At 66.3% G+C, this 17,942-nt stretch carries 16 protein-coding genes; 6 read left to right on the top strand and 10 right to left on the bottom strand.

Annotated elements, in window-relative coordinates:
- Positions 1 to 245: 245 nt before the first annotated feature.
- From A7Q26_RS21100 to typA, 8 genes are all read right to left on the bottom strand, one after another.
- Positions 246 to 977: an HAD family hydrolase gene (locus A7Q26_RS21100; RefSeq protein ID WP_332308783.1), complete on the bottom strand. Its 732-nt coding sequence runs from the start codon at positions 975 to 977 to the stop codon at positions 246 to 248.
- Positions 978 to 1,080: 103 nt separating this feature from the next.
- A complete protein-coding gene (locus A7Q26_RS21105; RefSeq protein WP_066864078.1) occupies positions 1,081 to 2,160 on the bottom strand; it encodes a DUF1176 domain-containing protein in 1,080 nt (359 codons plus the stop codon).
- A 68-nt stretch (positions 2,161 to 2,228) separates the two neighbouring features.
- Positions 2,229 to 3,542 carry a NupC/NupG family nucleoside CNT transporter gene (locus tag A7Q26_RS21110; RefSeq protein ID WP_066864081.1) on the bottom strand — a complete coding sequence of 438 codons (1,314 nt, stop codon included), beginning with the start codon at positions 3,540 to 3,542 and terminating at the stop codon, positions 2,229 to 2,231.
- 110 nt (positions 3,543 to 3,652) lie between these two features.
- Positions 3,653 to 4,969 (bottom strand): ATP-binding protein, encoded by a 1,317-nt coding sequence (locus A7Q26_RS21115; protein ID WP_066864083.1) that lies wholly within the window; start codon positions 4,967 to 4,969, stop codon positions 3,653 to 3,655.
- A complete protein-coding gene (locus tag A7Q26_RS21120) occupies positions 4,966 to 5,736 on the bottom strand; it encodes a response regulator (RefSeq protein WP_232313888.1) in 771 nt (256 codons plus the stop codon). Before A7Q26_RS21120 ends, A7Q26_RS21115 begins: the two co-directional genes overlap by 4 nt.
- 44 nt (positions 5,737 to 5,780) lie before the next feature.
- Positions 5,781 to 6,680 (bottom strand): intradiol ring-cleavage dioxygenase, encoded by a 900-nt coding sequence (locus tag A7Q26_RS21125; RefSeq protein WP_066864089.1) that lies wholly within the window; start codon positions 6,678 to 6,680, stop codon positions 5,781 to 5,783.
- Positions 6,681 to 6,776: 96 nt separating this feature from the next.
- On the bottom strand, positions 6,777 to 8,012 hold the full coding sequence (locus A7Q26_RS21130; protein WP_066864092.1) for an MFS transporter: 1,236 nt from the start codon (positions 8,010 to 8,012) through the stop codon (positions 6,777 to 6,779).
- Between the two features lie 201 nt (positions 8,013 to 8,213).
- Entirely contained in the window at positions 8,214 to 10,031 is a 1,818-nt protein-coding gene (gene typA, locus A7Q26_RS21135; RefSeq protein ID WP_066864095.1) for a translational GTPase TypA, read from the bottom strand.
- Between the two features lie 161 nt (positions 10,032 to 10,192).
- On the opposite strand from typA, the gene A7Q26_RS21140 reads away from it, so the two are divergent.
- The 5 genes from A7Q26_RS21140 to A7Q26_RS25740 all read left to right on the top strand — a co-directional run bounded on the left by A7Q26_RS21140 (position 10,193) and on the right by A7Q26_RS25740 (position 15,389).
- Entirely contained in the window at positions 10,193 to 11,425 is a 1,233-nt protein-coding gene (locus A7Q26_RS21140; RefSeq protein WP_066864099.1) for an aminotransferase class V-fold PLP-dependent enzyme, read from the top strand.
- Between the two features lie 100 nt (positions 11,426 to 11,525).
- The gene (locus A7Q26_RS21145) at positions 11,526 to 13,076 is read left to right on the top strand and encodes a S10 family peptidase (protein ID WP_066864102.1); all 1,551 of its coding nucleotides are present in this window, start codon (positions 11,526 to 11,528) and stop codon (positions 13,074 to 13,076) included.
- 95 nt (positions 13,077 to 13,171) lie between these two features.
- Complete coding sequence (locus A7Q26_RS21150) at positions 13,172 to 14,401, top strand: toxic anion resistance protein (protein WP_066864105.1); 1,230 nt, start codon at positions 13,172 to 13,174, stop codon at positions 14,399 to 14,401.
- 103 nt (positions 14,402 to 14,504) lie between these two features.
- Positions 14,505 to 15,215 (top strand): hypothetical protein, encoded by a 711-nt coding sequence (locus A7Q26_RS21155; protein WP_066864108.1) that lies wholly within the window; start codon positions 14,505 to 14,507, stop codon positions 15,213 to 15,215.
- A gap of 18 nt (positions 15,216 to 15,233) precedes the next feature.
- Complete coding sequence (locus A7Q26_RS25740) at positions 15,234 to 15,389, top strand: hypothetical protein (protein WP_198163015.1); 156 nt, start codon at positions 15,234 to 15,236, stop codon at positions 15,387 to 15,389.
- Here A7Q26_RS25740 and A7Q26_RS21160 read toward each other — a convergent pair.
- Positions 15,386 to 16,114 carry a class I SAM-dependent methyltransferase gene (locus tag A7Q26_RS21160; RefSeq protein WP_066864110.1) on the bottom strand — a complete coding sequence of 243 codons (729 nt, stop codon included), beginning with the start codon at positions 16,112 to 16,114 and terminating at the stop codon, positions 15,386 to 15,388. The genes A7Q26_RS25740 and A7Q26_RS21160 overlap by 4 nt on opposite strands.
- Positions 16,114 to 17,241, bottom strand: a complete 1,128-nt coding sequence (gene prfB / locus A7Q26_RS21165; RefSeq protein WP_066864113.1) for a peptide chain release factor 2 — start codon at positions 17,239 to 17,241, stop codon at positions 16,114 to 16,116. The genes A7Q26_RS21160 and prfB overlap by 1 nt, the downstream gene beginning before the upstream one ends.
- Before the next feature lie 275 nt (positions 17,242 to 17,516).
- Here prfB and A7Q26_RS21170 point away from each other — a divergent pair, with 275 nt between their 5' ends.
- Positions 17,517 to 17,921 carry a hypothetical protein gene (locus tag A7Q26_RS21170; protein ID WP_066864116.1) on the top strand — a complete coding sequence of 135 codons (405 nt, stop codon included), beginning with the start codon at positions 17,517 to 17,519 and terminating at the stop codon, positions 17,919 to 17,921.
- Positions 17,922 to 17,942 lie beyond the last annotated feature (21 nt).

The following is a 17,942-nucleotide window of genomic DNA, read 5'->3' on the forward strand; positions in this document are numbered from 1 at the left end:
CGATTGGCTAGCCCTTGCGGCTCCACTCATTGTGATCACAATTGTGGGTATCATGACCGCGCGTGAGCGCGGGATAGGCACCGGAGCTATCAGCGCTGGGGTGATGCTTTGTTTTATTGTTTGTCTATGGCGTCGGCAAATCCGAAGACACCCTAAGGATACGTGGCGAGCAAGGCTTTAGACGATCTGGAAAAGGTCTGCTTTCGAAAGCCTTGAACCCACAAGCAGACGGTCGCTTAACCACCCTATTCCGTTGCCAGCAGAAGGTCGCGCAGGTCGGTGAGGCTGGGCAATATCTGCGCGCAGGCCAACAGCAGTTCCTCGGTCGGCGGCAGCAGGTCGGGGACCATGACCGTGGCGATGCCCGCCGCCGTCGCCGATCGGACGCCGGCATGGCTGTCCTCCACCGCGACGATCTGGGCGGGATCGACGCCCAGCCGCTGCGCCGAAAGCAGATAGGGCTCGGGATGCGGCTTGGGCCGATCGACATCGCTGCGGGTCACGATCACGTCGAAATAATGGAGGAGGCCGCTTCGCTCCAGCCGTTGTTGCGCATAGGGCGCGGCGGTGGAGGTAGCCAGCGCCATGGGAATGCCTGCCTGGGCCAGATGCTCCAGCAGCAGGTCAGCGCCGGGCCGCAGCGGGATGCCGGCATCGACCGCCGCCTCGAACAGCGCGTCGCTATCGGCATAGAATCGCGCCAGCGGGAAATCCGGTCCCATATGGCGTGCCAGCATCCGTTCATTTTCGTCGCGATGGATGCCGACCATGGACAAAAGCAGGTCGTCCGACATCGGCCAGCCCAGCGCCAGCCCCGTTTCGGCGAAGGCGCGGCGATGCGCTGCCTCGGTATCGATCAGCGTGCCGTCCATGTCGAAGATCACGGCGCGGATCGGGTCCGGCAGGGTCGTGGTGCGGGGACGCAAGGCGGATGGGCGGGGAGCGGTGGCCATGGCCGGGATATGGGCGGACATCATCACCCTTTCCATTGCAAAGCGCACAGTGACGGTTGCGCGGGGTGGATAGCCGATAATTCACATCGTCCCCGTCCTGCCCGCGCAGGCGGGCAGGACGATGATCTTACTCCGTCACCCGCGCCGACCAGGTGGTGATCCAGTGCCAGGCGCCGCGACATTCGCCCATGGCGGTCGCTTCAGTCAGGCGGAAACGGGCGCCATCCCAGACATAGGTTTCGCTGCCGCCGCAATCGCCGATGCCGCGCCCCTTGGCGAAGCTCTGGAGCAGGGACTTGTCGGCGACCCAGCCGGCATTGACCAGCATGGGCTTGGCTTCCTCCTCGCTCCAGCCGGGCTTGTAGTCGAAGGTCGCGAGGCGGAAGGCGCGGCGGCCGGCGATGCCGGTCGCGATGACGGGCACGGACGTGAAATTATAGGCGCCGCTGCCGCAGGGCACGAGGATCAATGTCTCGGTCTTCGACAGGCGATGCAGTTCGGGCGGCTGAGCGCCGCGCATTTCGTCGGCGCAGCCGGTGAACTTGCCGAGCGCGGTCAGTTCCTCGCGCCAGAGCGCGGCGGGCGCAGCCCCGGCGGGAATGACGACGCGGCGGATTTCCGGCGTAGGCGGCGCGGCGCGCACGGCGAGCGGCCCGAGCGCGCCGGTCGCGACCAGCGCGGTGCTGGTGCCGGCCCGCCCCTGCCGCGCGTCCATGTAACGCAGCGCCGCGCCCGATCCGGCCAGCGAAGGACGGCCGAGCAGCCGTTCGCCCGCGCGCACCTCCAGCGTGCCGCCGCGCGCCATGGCGATGGCGAGCGCAGCCGCCTGCGGACCGCGCAGCATCGCCTCGCCATCCTTGCTCGGCGCGCTCGCGACCTTGCGCCCGTCGACATGGAAGCTGACCTCGCCCCCGCCCTTGGCATCGCGGCTGACCCAGACCTCGGCCGCCGCGTCCGGCCCGGCGGCGCGCGCCACACCGACCATCACCGGATTGTCGGGCCATTCGCCGCCTTCAGGCAGCAGCGACACGGCTTCGCACCGGTTGCGATTGTCGCAGCCGATGGTCCAGTCCTTGTAGGTTTCCAACGCGCCGGGCCTGGGCGCCGGGGCGCTTTTATACGCTCCGGACACAGGCGCCTGCGCGGCGCCGACAGCCGACCAACCCAGGGCCGCGACCGCGACCATGAAAAATGTTTTTGCCCCCATGGGTTAACCATAACCCATTCGCATTCGCAGCGGTAGGGGGTTCCGTTACGGGACTGTCCTGAATTGACTCACAAGCTGAGCATCAGCCCGGCGAGCGCCGCGCTCATGAGATTGGCGAGGCTGCCCGCGACCAGCGCCTTGAGGCCCAGCTTCGCGATCATCGGTCGCTGGTTCGGGGCGAGATTGCCGGTAACCGCCATCTGGATCGCGATCGAGCTGAAATTGGCGAAGCCGCAGAGCGCGAAGGTGATGATGGCGATGGTCGTGGGCGAGAGCGCGCCCTGCACCTGGCCCAGATTGATATAGGCGACGAATTCGTTGAGCACGACCTTGGTGCCGAACAGGCCCCCCGCCACCTGCGCTTCGGCCCAGGGGATGTTGAGCAGATACATGACCGGCGAGAAGACATAGCCGAGCAGTTGCTGGAAACTGAGATTCGGATAGCCCGCCAGCGCGCCGATGCCGCCGAGTATGCCGTTGGCGAGCGCGACCAGCGCGACGAAGGCGAGCACCATGGCGCCAACCGCGACAGCGAGCTTGACACCTGTCTGCGCGCCCTGGGCGGCGGCCATGATGAGGTTGGCGGGCTTTTCCTCGTCATGGGTGGCGACGGGCATGGGTTCGCCCGGCGTGGTTTCCGCGTTCAGCGCCGCCGGCCCCGCCCCGCTGCGGCGCGCTTCAGGCAGGTGGATGCCGTCGTCCAGCGGCAATTCCGGTTCGCGTTCCGGCTCGTCGGGCATCATGATCTTGGCCATCAGCAGCCCGCCGGGCGCCGCCATGAAGCTGGCGGCGAGCAGATAGTCGATCTTGATCCCCATGGAGGCATAAGCGGCGAGGATGGTGCCCGCGACGCCCGCCATGCCGCTGGTCATGACGGCGAAGAGCTGCGGCGGGGTGAGGCCCGCCAGATAGGGGCGGATGACGAGTGGGCTTTCGCTTTGCCCGACGAAGATGTTGGCGGCCGCGCACAGGCTTTCGACCTTGGACACGCCCGTCACCTTCTCGATCGCACCGCCGACCCAGCGGACGATGAACTGCATGATGCCCAGATAATAGAGGATCGACACCAGGCTGGCGAAGAAGATGATGACCGGCAGCGCCGCGATGGCGAAGCTGGCGCCGCCGATCTCGGGCCTGGCGAGCGGGCCGAAGATGAAGTCGGTACCCGCCTGGGCATAGCCAAGCAGGTTGGCGACCCCCTTCGACATACCGCCGATGATGGCCCGGCCGGCCGGCACATAGAGGACCAGCATCGCGATCCCCGCCTGCAACAGGAAGGCCGCGCCCACGACCCGGGGCCGGATGGCGCGGCGGTCGGAGGACAGGGCGAACGCGATGGCGAGGATCAGGAGAATGCCGGCAAGGCCGATGAGAAGATGCATGAAGCGCTTTCGCGGGAGATGACAAACCGCGCGACTATATGGGCCCGACAGGGGGATGGCCAGCCGCTTTGGCGGTCAAGGGCTTGATCGGAGCGGGCTTTGCCCCGGCATCACCGATCCAGCGGCAGCACCAGGCGGGCGCGCAGGCCACCTTCGGCCCGGTTGGCGAAGCCGATCGTGCCGCCATGGCTTTCCGCGATCGAGCGCGCGATCGAAAGGCCGAGACCCACGCCGCCGGTTTCCCGATTGCGCGAGGCTTCGCCACGATAGAAGGGTTCGCACAGCCGGTCGATCGCTTCGGGCGGGACGCCTGGCCCCTCATCCTCCACCGTCACCACGACGCGCGCGCCGGCGACCACCAGCGCGACGCGTGCGCCACCGCCGTAACGCACCGCATTTTCCACCAGATTGGCGAGGCAGCGGCGCAGGCCCACCGCGTCGCCGCGCACCACCGCTCGCGCGCTGCCGGTCACGACCACATCCTGCCCCATGTCGGCCAGGTCATCGGCCAGCGTCTCGACGATCGCGGACAGATCGACGCGCACCCGCTCCGCCCCGTCCGATCCGCCGCGCATGAAATCGAGCATGTCGGTCACCATGGCACGCATTTCCGCGACATCCGCCTGCGCCTTGGCGCGCGCCCCGTCGGGCAATTGTTCGAGACGGAAGGACAGGCGCGTCATCGGGGTGCGCAGATCATGCGCGATCGCCACCAGCATCGCGGTGCGCTCGTTGAGATAGTCGGCGATGCGGGCGCGCATGTGGTTATAGGCGGCACCGACGGCACGCACCTCGGGCGGGCCGGTGAGCGGCAGCGGCTCGGCGCGTTCGGGCCGCTCGGTCGCCGCGCCCTCGGCCAGGCGACGGATCGGCTGGGTTATCCGCCGCGCCACCCAATAGGCAGGCAGCAGCAGCAGGATGAAAATGCCGGCCATCAGCGACAGGGTAATGGCGTACCAGCGGCCATTGGCCCCTTGCCAGGCCTGGATCACCGTCCATCCTTCACCGCTATGCTGCGCCAGCACGAAGGCGCGATGCAACATCGGCGGCCCGCGGTCGCGATCCTGCTTCATCGCCCCCTCGCGCAACTGATCGGGCGGGCGATTGCGCAACAGGCGGATGTCCTGCGCCGCAACGCCCAGCAGGGCGGCGATCTGCGCCGCCGATCCGGCATCGACTTCCTGATCGGGTCCGGCATCGGGCGCGCGATCCGAATGATAGCGGGTGACGCTCCACGCCGAAGGGCCGCTCGTGCCGCCGCGCAGCAGTTGCGCCGCCTCGGTCAGGAACATCGGCCGGGCATGGGGCGGCGGGCCGCGAAAGGCGACCAGCATCATCGCGCCCAGCGCCAGCAGCAGCGTCGCGGCAACCAGCGCCACGATGCGCGTCAGGATCGACGGGTTCAGGCGATCAAGGCGCGAAGTCACGCCGGGCGCACCTCTGCCGTGAACATATAGCCTTCGTTGCGGATGGTGCGTACCAGTTCGTCGGCCCCGTCCCCCTTGGCGCCGCGCTCCAGCTTGCGGCGCAGGCGGCTGACCTGCACGTCGATCGCGCGATCATAGCTGTCGCTGTCGCTGCCGGCCGAATAATCGAGCAGCTGATCGCGGCTCAGCACCCGGCGCGGATGTTCGATAAAGGCGCGCAGAAGGCGGAACTCGCCGTCGGTCAGCGTGACGACGACATTGTCGGGATCGGTAAGCAGGCGCGCGCCCATGTCGATCAGCCAGCCGGCGAAGCGCAGCCGCTGGCCGCCCGCGGCGGGCGCCTCGGTTGCCTGGCGCCGATGCCGGCGCAGCACGGTGCGGATGCGGGCGAGCAGCTCGCGAGGGTTGCAGGGCTTTGGCAGATAATCCTCCGCCCCCATTTCCAGACCGACGATCCGGTCGACATCGCCGCCAATGGCCGAGAGCATGATGACCGGCGGGCCGCCGCGGGCCGCCAGCCGCCGGAGGATCGACAGCCCGTCCTCCCCCGGCATCATCACGTCGAGCACGGCAATGTCGAAATCCTGGGCCGTCAGGGCACGATCCATCGCCGCCCCGTCGGCCACCGCCTTCACGACAAAGCCATGCTGTTCGAGAAAATCGGACAGAAGCGCGCGGATGTCCGCGTCATCATCGACCACCAATATGTTTGACCCGTCCATATGGGCGGCGACCATATCGGGTGAAGGGGTCAACTGCAAAGTCATCCGCGCCATTCCTGTCATGCCGGCGCCCGTCGGATCGGACGCCATCAGATCGAAAGGCCGACCGTCACCGTACCGGTGAAGCCGTTGGTGATGTCGCCGGTCATGGTGGGGGTCATCGCCGCGACCTGGGCGGAACTATTGTCACCGAACACATTGTCGCTGCTGGTGGTGATCTTCGCGAAGTTGGTCTTGCTGCTGCTGTAACCGCTGGTCGCGTAGACCGTGTTGCACGGGTCGGCGGGCATGGCGAATTGCGACGTCAGCAGGCGATTGGCGTAGCTGGTCGCCCGCGCCAGGCTGGGATAGACCTCGAAATGGATATGCGGGTAGCGCCCGTCATAGCAGCCGGGAAAAATGCTGGTGAACGTCACCTGGCCATTGGCGTCGGTCACGCCCACCCCGCGCAGGTAATTTTCGCCCGGCACGGTGTAGAGCGAATAGAGGCCGTCTCGGGTGCAATGCCAGATATAGACGGCATAGCCTTCGAGCGCGGCGCAGCCGCTGTTGACGTTCACGACGGTGATGGTGAGTTGCATCGTGACGCCCGCCGCCGTGCCGCTCGACAATCCGAAGCTGGAGCGTATGTCGGCGCGCACGATACCGCTGTCGTCCAGAATATTGACGACGCTGCCGTTGCTGCTGTTGGAGCCGTCGGCCGGATAGGGCCCGTTGGTCTCCTCCGGGTCCGCCACGCAACTGCCGGTCGGGGTCGGCGTCGGGGTGGGCGTAGGAGTAGGTGTGGGGGTGGGGGTCGGCGTCGCGGTCGTGGCCGAACTGCTGCCGGAGGAACCGCCGCCGCACGCCCCGATCAGTGCCGCGCCGCTCGCCGAAAAGAGCAGGCGCAAGGTGCGCCGCCGCCCGATCCCCTCACGCGCGAGCGCGTGCATCCGTTCCAGATCGTGCAGCAACCCATGGTCGTGCGCTTCGTCCGCCATTCCGCTCATCTACCCAGTCCCTTCTGTCCTTGCGGACCCTCCATGGACCGGGCTGTAGCGACGCCATGTCACGGCGTGATTGCGCAATGTAGCGGCTTTGTAGCGTCAGCCCGCGCCAGCCGGATAGACGGGGCGTGGCAGGCTGGCCAAGGTCAGGCTGCTCCCCGCCATCAGCGCGATCGTCAGCCACAGGAAAGCGGCATAGCTGCCGGTGGTGTCGAACAGCGCCGACGCGCCGAGCGGCCCGGTCGCGGTGCCGACCGAGAGCGCCATCAGCAGCCCGCCATAGAGGCCGCCGAAGGTGCGCAGCCCGAAATGTCGGGTGGTGAGATAGACGATGACATCCACCTCCGCCCCCAAGGTCAGCCCGACCAGCGCGGCGGCAAGGGCCTGTGCGCCCCAGCCGCTGCCCCCGAGCAGCAGCAGCAGGCAACCGGCGGCGGGCAGCAGGAAGACGGTCGCGCCGACCAGTGACGCCCGGAACCGGTCGAGCAGCAGGCCGGTCGCGAGCCGGCCGACGACCGAAAATACCCCGACCAGCGCGGCGGTGCCAGCCGCCGCCATGCGATCCGCGCCCCGATCGGTCAGGATGGGCACGAAATGGACGACCAGCGCGATGATGGTGAAGGTGAAGAGCAGGCTGGCCAGCAGCAGGCGGTGATAGATGGAGGACCGCAGCCCCTCCCCCAGGGTCGCGCCCGGCAGGTCCGGCCGGTCGGCGGGCGCGGCCTTGCCCCGGCGGTCATGCGCGCCACGGAAGAAGAGGAGGATCATCGGAAAGGCGATGACCGCCCAGATCGCGGCCTGGATCGGCGCCGCCCCCTGCCAGCCATGGCGCGCGATCAGCCAGCTGCCGAGCAGCGGAAAGATCGCGCCGGCGAGCGAGGCGCCGCACAGCGTGACGGCAAAGGCCAGGCCGCGCGAGGCGGCGAAGCGCGAGGCGACCGCGCTGGTCCAGACCGTTGCCTGGACCGGCAAGGTCGCGAAGGCCAGCAAGGCCCAGAGGAACAGCCATTGCCCCCGGTCCCCGTTCGCCGTGCCGAGCAGGGCGAAGGCGCCGGTGGTGAGCAGCACGCCCGCCAGACCGAACAGGCGCGGCCCCAGCCGGTCGACCATCAGCCCGATCGGGATCGAGAAGACCGCCTGCACCAATGTCGCCAGGGTGAGACCGATGGTCGTCTGGGTGCGCGACCAGCCGAAGGACTGGCTGACCGGCTCGATATAGGGGCCAAGGCCGTAGATATGGATGACGCTGGTGGCATAGCCCAGCCCCGCCGCGATCGGCAGCAGTGGCGCGCGGCGCCATTCCGCCCCGCCCGTCATCATCCCCGTCTGTGCCATTTGCCCCCTCCAATCCGGTCCGGCGGGCAATTCTAGCGCCAGCGACGGCAAAAGCGAGATGTTCTCATTTATATCGCAGGGGCACGAAAAAGGGCCTGCGTGGCGTCACACAGGCCCCTTTCGACGGGCAGCGATCATGCGGCGGCTCGTTCAGGGCCGCTCTGAAACATCAGGCGGCCTTGTGCGGGCCGCTCTGAAACATCAGGCGGCCTTGGCGCGGCTCATGCGCTTGCGCTCGTTCGGGTCGAGATAGCGCTTGCGCAGGCGGATGGTCTTGGGCGTCACTTCGACCATTTCGTCATCGTCGATATAGGCGATGGCCTGTTCCAGCGTCATTTTCTTCGGCGGGGTCAGGCGGACGGCATCGTCCTTGCCGCTGGCGCGGAAGTTGGTCAGCGCCTTCGACTTCATCGGGTTGACTTCGAGATCCTCGGGCTTGGCATTCTCGCCGATCACCATGCCTTCATACAGCGCTTCGCCCACGCCCACGAACAGGATGCCGCGATCTTCCAGCGGACCCAGCGCATAAGCGTTGGCTTCGCCCGCGCCGTTCGAGATCAGCACGCCATTCTTGCGGCCTTCGATCTTGCCCTTGTGGGGGCCGTACTTCTCGAACAGGCGGTTCATGATGCCGGTGCCGCGCGTGTCGGACAGGAATTCGCCATGATAGCCGATCAGGCCGCGCGAAGGCGCGGAGAAGGTGATGCGGGTCTTGCCGCCGCCCGAGGGACGCATATCCGTCATCTCGGCCTTGCGGATGTTCATCTTGTCGACGACCGTGCCGGAAAATTCATCGTCCACGTCGATGACGACGGTTTCATAGGGCTCGGTCTTGTTGCCATTCTCGTCCTCGCCGAACAGCACGCGCGGACGCGAGATACCCAGTTCGAAGCCTTCGCGGCGCATGGTTTCGATGAGGACGCCCAGCTGAAGCTCGCCACGGCCGGCGACTTCGAAGCTGTCCTTGTCTTCCGATTCCGTCACCTTGATGGCGACGTTGGATTCGGCTTCGCGGGCCAGGCGATCGCGGATCATGCGGCTCGTCACCTTGCTGCCTTCGCGGCCCGCCATCGGCGAGTCGTTCACGGCAAAGCGCATCGACAGGGTCGGCGGATCGATCGGCTGCGCCTGGATGGGCGTTGCGACCGACGTGTCGCAGATGGTGTTGGCGACGGTCGCGACGGTCAGGCCCGCAAGGCTGATGATGTCGCCGGCCTTGGCTTCATCGACAGGCACGCGGTCCAGACCCTGGAAGGACATGATCTTCGACGCGCGGCCGGTTTCGATCACATTGCCGTCCATGTCCAGCGCGTGGATCGGCTGGTTGACCTTGACCGTGCCCGACTGGACGCGGCCGGTCAGGATACGGCCAAGGAAATTGTCGCGGTCGAGCAGCGTGACGAGGAAGCTGAACGGTGCATCCTGGTCCAGCGCCGGCGGCGGCACATGGTCCACGATCTTCTGGAACAGCGGTTCCAGCGTGCCTTCGCGGCGCTGCGGATCTTCGCTGGCATAGCCGTTGCGGCCCGACGCATAGAGAACGGGGAAGTCGAGCTGCTCGTCATTGGCTTCCAGCGTCACGAACAGGTCGAACACTTCGTCCAGCACTTCCTGGATGCGCTCGTCGGGACGGTCGACCTTGTTGACGACGACGATGGGCTTGAGGCCCAGCGCCAGCGCCTTGCCGGTCACGAACTTGGTCTGCGGCATCGCGCCTTCCGACGAATCGACCAGCAGGATGACGCCGTCGACCATCGACAGGATGCGCTCGACTTCGCCACCGAAGTCGGCGTGGCCGGGCGTGTCGACGATGTTGATGCGGGTGCCGTTCCATTCGACCGAGGTAGGCTTCACCAGGATGGTGATGCCGCGCTCCTTTTCGAGGTCGTTCGAGTCCATCGCGCGCTCTTCGACGCGCTGGTTGTCGCGGAAGGTGCCGGACTGACGGAAAAGCTGGTCGACTAGGGTGGTCTTGCCATGGTCGACGTGCGCGATGATCGCGATATTACGCAGGGACATATTGTGCCTTCGGGATTCGGGTTCTCCCGGCCGGCACCACGCCTGTCCAGGACTATCGGGCGCGCCCCTACAGGAAATGCCGCGCTGCGGCAAGGGTAAGGACGATATGGCGGGTTGGGCCGCCCGATCCGTCGAACGCCGTGCCAGACAAGGAGACGCGCATGTCCGACCGACCGCCGATCAGCCGCCGCACCCTGATGCAGGCGGCCGCCGCCGCCGCGCCACTGGCGCTTTCGGCCGAGATGCTGAGCGCGGCCGGCAAGCCGGCGCTGCGCGAGGCAATGCTGCTCGATCCCGCCATCCGCTATTTCAACGCGGCCAATATCGCCCCGACCTTCCGCAGCGTGGCGGCGGTGCATGAACGCGAGACGCGGGCCTTCCAGACCGATCCGTCGACCGAGCGGCGCGCGCTCTATCCCAGAGCCGCCGACGCGCTGCGGGCGCGGATCGCCGCGCGGCTGAAGGTCACAGCGCAGGAGATCGCGCTGGTCCGCAATTCGAGCGAGGCCAATACGGTTGCGGTACGGGGCCTGGCGCTCAAGGCCGGCGACCGGATCATCCTGACCGACCATAATCATCCGTCGACCTGGGACAGCTGGAAACTGAGGGCCGAACGGGAGGGGCTGGACCTGCATGTCGTGCCGGTGCCGGTCGAGGCGACATCGCCGCAGCAATTGCTGGACGGGATCGCTGCCGCCGTCACGCCCAATACGCGCGCCATCTTCCTGTCGCACATGAGCAATGTCAGCGGCATCATCTATCCGGTGGCGGAAATCGCGAAACTGGCGCGGGCGCGGAATATCTGGCTGCACGCTGACGGGGCGCAGACCTTCGGCTGGATGGCGCTCGACCTCGCCGCGCTGGGCGTCGACAGCTATTCGGGCAGCACGCACAAATGGCTGATGGGACCACTGGAAGGCGGCATCCTCTATGTACGGCGCGAACGGCAGGCGGAATTGCAGCCGATCATGATGAGCCATGGCTATTGGCTGACCGATCCGGCCAACCTGAACACGGCGCAGAAATATGAGATACTGGGCCAACGCGACGATCCGAGGCTGATGGCCTTTGCCGCGACCCTGGACGTACTGGACGGCGTGGGCGAGGCAACGATCGAGCAGGCGGCGCAGGCGCGGGCCGCCTCCATGCGGCAGGCGATGGCCGCCGTGGCGGGCGCGCGGGTCATCGGCAGCGGGGCGGCGGCGATCACCGGGCCGGTCATCACCGTCGCCTTTCCCGGCCGCGACGTGGCCGCGATGCGGGCGAAACTGTGGCAGGCGAAGATCGCCACCGCCGCGTCGAAACTGGCGGGCGGGGCGATCCGCTTTTCGCCCCATATCTACAATAGCGACGAGGATATAGCGGCGGTGATCGAAGCGCTGCGCCCGGCCTGAGACTGCTTTACATCAGTGCAATTGCCCCTTGCCCCGCGCGACCAGCTTTCTATGGTGCCGCGCGTCGCTGACAATATACCATATCCTGCAAGGAGCCTTCATGCGGTCTGCCGCTACCCTTTCGTTCGCCTCCCTCATCGCGCTTGCCGCCCCGGCCCTGGCGCAGAAGGACGCTCCGGACGCTGCGAAACACCATGCCGACAAGGTGGCCGAACAGGTCGCCGCCAACTGGGCCAGCGCGCCGGTCGAGGAAGTGACCCAGAGCAGCAAGGGCACGGCCCGCGTCGATGGCAAGTCCATCCCCTACACCCAGACCGCGGGCACGCTCACCATCCGCGATGAAAAGGGCAAGCCGGTCGCGAGCATGTTCTACACCGCCTACACGGCGGCGGGAAAGAACCGCCCCGTGACCTTCTTCTACAATGGCGGCCCCGGTTCCTCCTCGCTCTGGCTGCGCATGGGCAGTTTCGCGCCGGAACATGTCCGCACCGGCAATCCCGAAGCGGTCAAGCCCGCCCCCTTCGATGTCGGCCCGAACAATGACAGCCTGATCGGCAGCACCGACATGGTGTTCCTCGACGCGATCGGCGCGGGCTATTCGCGGCCGCTGGGCGACGCCAAGCCGTCCGATTTCTATGGCGTGGACCAGGATGTCGACGCCTTCGCCAAGGCGATTATCCGCTATACGACCAAAAATGGCCGCTGGGGCGACCCCAAATATATTTTCGGCGAAAGCTATGGCACGACCCGGTCGGGGGCGCTCGCCTATCAGCTGGAGGATCGCGGACTGGCGCTGAACGGCGTGGTGCTGCTGTCGTCGATCATGAATTATGGCGTGCGCCAGTCGGGCTTCGACGCGATCCATGTCGGCTATATCCCCAGCTATGCCGCGACCGCCTGGTATCATAACCGCGTACCGGGCGGCCGCCCCGAAAGCCTGGAGGCGTTCGTCGAGGAATCGCGCGTCTTCGCCAATGGCCCCTATGCCACCGCGCTGCTCAAGGGGTCCGACATCAGCCCGCAGGAAACCGATCAGATCGCGCAGCAGTTGAGCCGCTTCACCGGCCTGTCGGTCGAGTATCTCAAGCGCGCCAACCTGCGCGTCAGCCTGTCGCGCTTCCGCAAGGAATTGCTGCGCGAGGGCCATGAGACGATCGGCCGCTTCGATAGCCGCTACAAGGGCATCGATGCCGATGCGGCGGGCGAGGAACCGGAATATGATCCGTCCAGCACCAGCATCACGGGCCTCTATGTCGGCAGCTTCCTGGATCAGGTGACGCGCCAGATCGGCTACAAGACCGACCTCAGTTATCGCCTGAGCGCGCGCGAGGGCGGCGATTTCAAATGGGACTGGAGCCATCAGGCGCCCGAAGGCGGCAAACAGAATGTCGCCGACGTGACCGCGGACCTGAGCGCCGCGATGCGAACCAACCCGCATCTGCGCGTGCTGTCGCTGAACGGCTATTATGACATGGCGACGCCCTTCTTTTCGACCGAACGTGACCTCAAGCACATGATGCTGGAGCCGAAGCTGCGGCAGAATTTGCAGTTCCGATACTATCCGGCCGGCCACATGATCTACCTCAACCCGGAGGCGCTGCACCAGATGCGGCTCGACATGGAGCGTTACTACGCGGAAGGGACGCGCTGATTGCATCGGGCGCGGGGCCGCGCCATATTCGCCATTGAAGCGCCACTGTTATAGTCACATATGACAGCTTGTGCGATTTGTCATTGGGAGATGATATGGCCAGCACCGCGCCCACCACGACCGCTACTGCATCAGCAGGTGGCGACACGCTGAACCTGACGCCGCCCGACCCGGTGCCCGCAGTCTCGCCGGAAAAGGCGGCAGGCCTTGTGCCGATCGAGGACGAGAAGAAGTCCAGGCTGGACGAGAAGGTCGACGCCTTCGTCGCGGACCTGGTCGCGCAGGACGCCAATTCGCCCGAATTCGGGGCGCGGGTCGACCAGCTGACCAACATGGGACGCAAGGAAATCGCCGAGGCGGCGGGCCACTCCAACCGTTTCCTCGACCGGCCGGTCCGCGCAATGGACAGCGACACCAAGGTCGGCGCGGACCTGGCCGAACTGCGCCGCACGGTGGAGGATCTGGACCCCGGCAAGCGCGGCAACCTGATGGCGCGCAAGAAGCTGTTCGGCATCATCCCCTTCGGCAACAGGATGCGCGACTATTTCGACGGCTACAAGAGCGCGCAGAGCCACATCAACGCGATCCTCGGCAGCCTCGCCAGTGGCAAGGACACGCTGATCAAGGACAATGCCGCGATCGATGTCGAGCGGCAGAATATGTGGGCGACCATGGGCCGTCTGGAGCAGATGATCCACATCAGCAAGACCATGGACGCCCGGCTGGAGTCCAAGGCGCTGGAGCTGGACGCGACCGACCCGGCCAAGGCCAAGGCGATCCGCGACAGCGCGCTCTTCTACATCCGCCAGCGCACGCAGGATCTGCTGACCCAGATGGCGGTCACGGTGCAGGGCTATCTGGCGCTGGACCTGGTCAAGAAGAACAATGTCGAGCTGGTGAAGGGCGTCGACCGGGCCAGCACCACCACGGTCGCCGCGCTGCGCACTGCGGTGACGGTGGCGCAGGCGCTGGTCGGGCAGAGGCTGGTGCTGGAGCAGATTACCGCGCTCAACACCACCACCGCCAACATGATCGACCGGACCGGAGAGCTGCTGAAAAGCCAGACCGCGCAGATCCACGAGCAGGCCGCGTCCAGCACTATTCCCATCGAAACGCTCCAGCGCGCCTTCCAGAATATCTACGACACGATGGACAATATCGACACGTTCAAGCTCAAGGCGCTCGAAAACATGAAAACGACAGTGAACACGCTGTCGAACGAGGTCGAAAAGTCCAAGGGCTATATCGCCCGCGCCGAGGGACAGGCGCAGGCTGCCAAGGAAGTGCGGGCGGACAACCCGCTGCTGAGCGCGATCGAGGGGTGAAGATGATCGCCGGCATCATCGGCTCGTTTCGGGCGCAGTCGAGCAACGTAGGCACGGCGCCAGCCGCTTATCGATACATGAGAAGCAAACGGAGGCGGATGCTGTGAGCCGGTCCGAACGCGTGCTGGCAGATGCCGAGGCGGTGCTGCGTCGCCATAGCGATCGCGGGCGCAGCCTGTCGGCGCGCGCGCGCCAGCGGCGCAATGCCGGGCTGATGCGCAAGGTCAAATATGCCTTCTGGGCGGTGCTGGCTGTAGTACTTGGCAGCGCGGTGGCGGGCTTCATCCTGCCGCTGGGCATTACCGGCGTGATGATCGCGCTGGGCGTGATGATCGCGGCGGTGCTGCTGATCGCGCTCATGCCGACGGAAAGCCGGGTGAAGACGGAAACGCTCGCCGCGACCGAACTCGCCGCCCTGCCGCTCAAGACCGAAATCTGGCTGGAGAACCAGCGCAAGGCGCTGCCCGCTCCGGCCGTCACGCTGGTGGACAGCATCGGGGTGCGGCTGGAGACGCTGGCGCCGCAGCTGGAGCGACTGGGCGAACAGGAGCCGGCTGCGTTGGAAATCCGCCGGCTGCTGTCGGACCATCTGCCCGAACTCGTCACCGGCTATCAGTCGATTCCCGAACCGCTGCGGCGCGAGGAGCGCAACGGCCGCGTGCCCGAAAAGCAACTGGTCGAGGGGCTGGGCGTCATCGACGCCGAAATTGCGCGCATGAGCGAGACTCTGGCCAGCGGCGACCTCGACAAGCTGGCGACGCAGAACCGGTTTCTGGAACTGAAATATCAGGAAGCCAAGGAACTCGGCCATTAGTGCCGTCTTGTTCCGGAAATGATACACCTGACCCTCATCATCGTCGATTTCCTGACGGGCCTGCTCGTAGCCGGCGCCTGGGCGCTGGCGTCCGCAGGCGGGGCGATCGCGGCGGTGGTGGGAAGTGGAATACTGGGCCTGTCGCTGTTCCGGCGGTGGCGGCGAGGCCGCTAACCTTTCCCGTCGTTGAGCGCGCAGGGCACGATGCTGGCCGGGTCCGGGCGCGCAGCGACGCGCCGAAAGCGCGCAAAATAACCGCCGGCAGTGGGCTTGGGGACCAGTTCCTCCATGCGGAAGCCCATGGCGGCCAGTTCACAGGCGAGCAGGCGCGGCGGCGTCCCATGCTGGTCGGTCGGCCGGTCGGCATCGACCACGATCAGTTCGCCATCCTTCCTCAGCGCAGGACTGAGATGCCAGAGGAAGGCATAAGGCTCCGAAATCTCGTGATACATATGGATCATGAAGATGCGGTCGAAACTGTCCCGGGGCAGCCGGGGATCTTCGGGTGCGCCCAGCTTGACGCTGACATTGTCCCATTTCTCGCGGGTGATGCGGCGCGACAGCGCCTCGATCACTTCGGGCAGGATATCCTCCGCCAACACCCGGCCCTTCGCGCCGACGCGATCGGCCAGACGGACGGTGTAATAGCCCTCCCCTGCGCCCAGATCCGCCACCGTCATGCCGGGGCGGACATCGGCCCGGTCCATGATGTCGTCCGCCTCGTTGACGCGGTCGCGGGCTTCCTCGCTCGACCAGCGGGTCGACACGATGGGCGCGACCGGGCGGTCGGCACGGGGAAAATCCTGTGCGGCGGCGGGACGCTCGGCCTCATTGCCGCCGGTCAGCTGATCGCAGGCGGCCAGCAGGACAAGCGCGCCCGCCAATGCCGCCCGAACCATCAGTCGACATCCTCCACATCGACCTTCTCGCCCGTGACCTTCTGGCTGAGCGCGGCCGCCATGAAGGGATCGAGCGCGCCGTCCAGCACGTCGTCGGGCGCGGTCGAGGTGACGCCGGTGCGCAGATCCTTCACCAGCTGATAGGGCTGGAGCACATAGGAGCGGATCTGGTGGCCCCAGCCGATCTCGGTCTTGGCGGCATAGTCGGTCGACGCCGCTTCCTCGCGCTTGCGCAGTTCGGCTTCGTAGAGGCGCGCCTTCAGCATGTTCATGGCCGTCGCGCGGTTCTTGTGCTGCGACCGGTCATTCTGAGACGCCACGATGATGCCCGAGGGGACGTGGGTGATGCGGACGGCGGAGTCGGTGGTGTTGACGTGCTGGCCACCGGCACCCGAGGCGCGATAGGTGTCGATCTTGAGGTCGCTTTCCTTGACCTCGATATCGATATTGTCGTCGATCACCGGATAGACCCAGACCGACGAGAAGCTGGTGTGGCGGCGCGCGGCGCTGTCATAGGGGCTGATGCGGACCAGGCGGTGGACGCCGCTTTCGGTCTTGGCATAACCATAGGCATTCTCGCCCTTGATGAGGAATGTCGCCGACTTGATGCCGGCGGTTTCGCCAGCCTGATAGTCGACCAGCTCCACCTTGAAGCCGCGCCGTTCGGCCCAGCGGCGATACATGCGGCTGAGGATTTCGGCCCAGTCCTGGCTTTCGGTGCCGCCCGCGCCCGCGTGGATTTCCAGATAGGTGTCGCTGGCGTCGGCTTCCCCGGCCAGCAGCGCCTTGATCTTGTCCTCGTCGGCGCGGTCGGCCAGCGTCTTGAGCGCGCCAATGGCCTCGGCGACCATGTCCTCATCGCCCTCGGCCTCGGCCATCTCGATCAGTTCGGCATTGTCGGTCTTTTCCCGCTCGATCCGGCGGGTCGCGCCGATCGCCCCGTCCAGCCGGGTCCGTTCGCGCATCACCTCCTGCGCAGCCTTCTGGTCGTTCCACAGGGTCGGATCCTCGACGCGCGCGTTCAGTTCGTCCAGCCGGCGCAGCGCCCGGTCCCAGTCGAGGAAACGGCGCAGCAGGTCCAGCGCGGCGTCGATGCGGTCAATATATTGCTGCGCTTCGGCGCGCATGATTGCTTCTCCACTCTTCCGGCCCGGCGGCAGGAACATCCCATCTAGGCGCTCGCCCGGATTTTGTCGAACCGCCGTCCTTCTTGAGGAAATGGCCGTTCGTCAAGCCGCTGGCGCACGACAACCGGGCGCAAATTTCGCCCGCCCCGTGTCGCATCCCCTGTGCCGGTGAAATTTTACGGACATAACAGCGCCCTAACAGACTGGCGGCACGACTCGTTCCGCAGAGAACGAGCGGCCGGACAAGGGGGACAGGCTTCACGAAAGGCTATCCCATGACGCATCCTTCTTCCCTGATCGCGCGCCATAGCCCGGCGGCGCTCTATCTCTTCCTAGAAGCCGTGCGCTGCTGGAGCGCGGCACGACGGGCAGGCCAGCCCGTGCTGGCGCGGCTCCATGCGCGGCTCGGCCATCATGGCTGGGCGCAGTTGCTCCCCGCGATCGACAGCCTGATGGCGCTGACCGAAACCGCGCTCGGCCGACGGCTGGCGACCGGCCGGGGGCCATCATTGTCCGAGGACGAGAATATGCTCATCAACCTGTTGCAGGGCAGGCGGATCGCGCCGGTCGTCCATGCGTGCAGCGACGCGGTCGCCTGCGCCTTTTGCAGCGCGGTGCGGTCCGTGCAGATATTGATGGACATGGAACTGGGCCGGCCGGGACAGAGGCAGGCGGCGTAACAGCGCAGCATCCTTTCGTTT

Source organism: Sphingobium sp. TCM1 (assembly GCF_001650725.1).
GTDB lineage: Bacteria > Pseudomonadota > Alphaproteobacteria > Sphingomonadales > Sphingomonadaceae > Sphingobium.